Origin of the sequence: Christensenella sp. (assembly GCF_034927525.1) — a bacterium.
Lineage (GTDB): Bacteria > Bacillota > Clostridia > Christensenellales > Christensenellaceae > Christensenella.
In genome coordinates this window covers 1-2687 of the sequence record NZ_JAYFPU010000048.1, presented here as the reverse complement: position 1 = coordinate 2687, position 2687 = coordinate 1, and the positions used below count along the sequence as shown (strand labels likewise).

The 2687-nt window shown below is 48.6% G+C and carries 2 protein-coding genes; both read right to left on the bottom strand.

All coding sequences use genetic code 11. The annotated features are described in order from the left end of the window. Window positions 1-102: 102 nt before the first annotated feature. The gene (locus tag VB081_RS01705; RefSeq protein ID WP_323399131.1) at window positions 103-1371 is read right to left on the bottom strand and encodes an O-acetylhomoserine aminocarboxypropyltransferase/cysteine synthase family protein; all 1269 of its coding nucleotides are present in this window, start codon (window positions 1369-1371) and stop codon (window positions 103-105) included. Then, window positions 1371-2687, bottom strand: a 1317-nt coding sequence (locus tag VB081_RS01700; RefSeq protein ID WP_323399130.1) for an LTA synthase family protein, incomplete at its 5' end; no start/stop codon positions are given. The genes VB081_RS01700 and VB081_RS01705, both read right to left, overlap by 1 nt.

Here is a 2687-nt window from a genome sequence, read left to right as displayed (position 1 = left end):
CCCTAAATGCCCGTATATTTCATAAAAAAAACAGTACTATTTTTAATTAATTAAAAATAGTACTGTTTCGTTTGATTTGTTTTCAATCCCTTGAATGTAAATTTACGATAATGCGGCAAAACCCTTTTCCAAGTCCGCAATAATGTCATCCACATTTTCCAGTCCAACGGACAGGCGAATCATACCGCCATCAATCCCCGCAGCTGCCAGCTGCTCATCATTGAGCTGCCGATGGGTTGCGGATGCCGGATGGAGGATACAGGTTATTATATCCGCCACATGTACCTCATTGGAGGCCAGGGATAAACTGTCCATAAAACGTACAGCGGTATCCCGTCCCCCCTTTATGGTGAAGGAGATGACCCCGGAGGTTACCAGGGTCAGATATTTTTGGGCCAAATCGTGATAGGCATCCCCGGAAAGCCCAGGGTAAGCCACACTTTCTACCCAATCGGAAGCCGAAAGGAACGCCGCCACCCTAAGGGCATTTTCACAGTATTGCTTCATCCGTACCGCCAGGGTTTCCAGCCCCAGATTGAGGAGGAAGGAGGAATGGGCCGCTGGATAACAGCCGAAGTCCCGCATAAGCTGCATCCGTGCCTTTATGATATAGGGACACTGGGGATAATCCCGGGTATAAACGATGCCGTGGTAACTTTCATCCGGCTCGGTAAAATCCGGAAATTTCCCATTCGTATAATCGAAGGAACCGCCATCGACGATAATTCCCCCAACCTGTACCGCATGGCCATCCATATACTTACTGGTGGAATGGATGACGATATCCGCTCCCCACTCAAAGGGCCGGCAGAGGACCGGGGTTGCAAAGGTATTGTCAATAATGAGCGGAACGCCATTTTTATGGGCAATCCTGGCGAATTTTTCAATATCCAGCACCGTCAGAGCCGGGTTGGCAATGGTCTCCCCGAAAACCGCCTTGGTATTGGCCTTAAAGGCCTTCTGGATGGTATCTTCCCCGGCATCGGCCTCCACAAAGATACACTCAATCCCCAACTTTTTAAGGGTGATGGCAAAGAGATTCAAGGTGCCCCCGTAGATGGAGGTACTGGCAATAAAGCTATCTCCGGCAGAGCACAGGTTCAAAATGGCACACAAGGTGGCGGCCTGACCGCTGGAGGTGGCCATGGCGGCCACCCCACCCGCCCGGGCGGCAATCTTTTTCTCCACCACATCGGTGGTGGGATTGGCAAAACGGGAATAGATCAGGCCCTTGGTAGGGTCATCAAAGACCGCAGCCACATCATCCGTGGAATCATACACATAGGTGGTGCTTTGTACAATGGGCATCACCCGGGGTTCACTATTTCCCGGTGAATAGCCTTCATGAAGACATTGGGTTTCTATTTTCATTATTTTTTCTCCTCACTTAAATCAGTCATCCCCTGATCCAGATAGAATACATCCTGACAGCGGTGTTTGGCATCGAAGAGGTTATTATACATTACCATATGATAATCCCCCAGGGCTTCCAGTTGTTTTTCTGCATCCCCCAGGGCGTAGTAATTTCCCTGGGCATCCTTCACACCCTTTTTAGAGATAACCGGAAGGGACTTCGCCGTATCCAGGGAGTAGGCATTGTAGGGGGTCTCCTTCAAACCTGCGGTCCTAAGCAACAAGCTGGATAAATAATTGACACTTAAATCTCCCACCTCAGCCTCTGGAATATCGTAATTCGCCCAAATAAAGAAGGGGGCCACAAAACGTTTCTGAAGCTCTTCTTCGGTCCACTCTGACATGGGTTTACCCATGATTTCTTCATAAAACGCCGTCTCGATGGTGGGCTGATGATCCCCAAAGAAAACAAGGACCACCGGCTCAGGTTGGTTACTAAAATAGGTCACCAGATTCTGGATCTCCGCATCCGCCTTTTTAATCAGGGAAAGGTAAACCTCTGCCATGGGGTAACTGCCCTGCATATTCATCAAATGCACCGGCTCCAAATCCTCGGTCATCACTTCGTAGCCGCCATGGTTTGCGATGGTAACATCAAAAATAAAGGGTGTTTCGGTTCCCCTGTTTTCATATAAGCGAATCACCTGGTCATAGGTCGCCTGATCGCTAATCAGGCTTCGGGTGAAGCTCTCATTTTCATTTAAATAAAAATCGTCCCCTGTGTAAAAATCGGTAAACCCAAAATCCGGATAAACGCTGTCCCGGTTCCAGGCGTTGGGTGCCCCTGGATGGATGGCATGGCTGGTATAGCCCTGGTCATTAAGGGTACTGACCAAAGTCGGCGTATTTTCCTTAACATACAGCTGGTAAGGCCTGGCATTATCGGGTACGAAGGCCGTCGTATTACCGCTGAGGAAGGTATACTCACTGTCACAGGTTCCACCCCCCAGAACATCCACATAGAGATTACCCTTAATGGTATTTTCCTGTAAGCTGTGATAGAAGGGCATATAATCCACATCTGTTTTAAAATCAGCCACGGCCTTTAAATCGCTAAAGCTTTCGTTCATGACGGCGATAACCGTGGGCTTTTTCCCGGTTGCCCTCTGATTTATTCCTTCCGCTTCGGCCTTGGCACCCTGGGTGATGCTTTCTACCGTCTTCTTGTCATATCCCTCGGGCCTTTTGATATTCAGCATTTTAATATTGACCCCGAAGCTATAGAGATAATCATTGCTCTGGGCATCCCAGGAGTAGTAATAAGCTTCTGTATT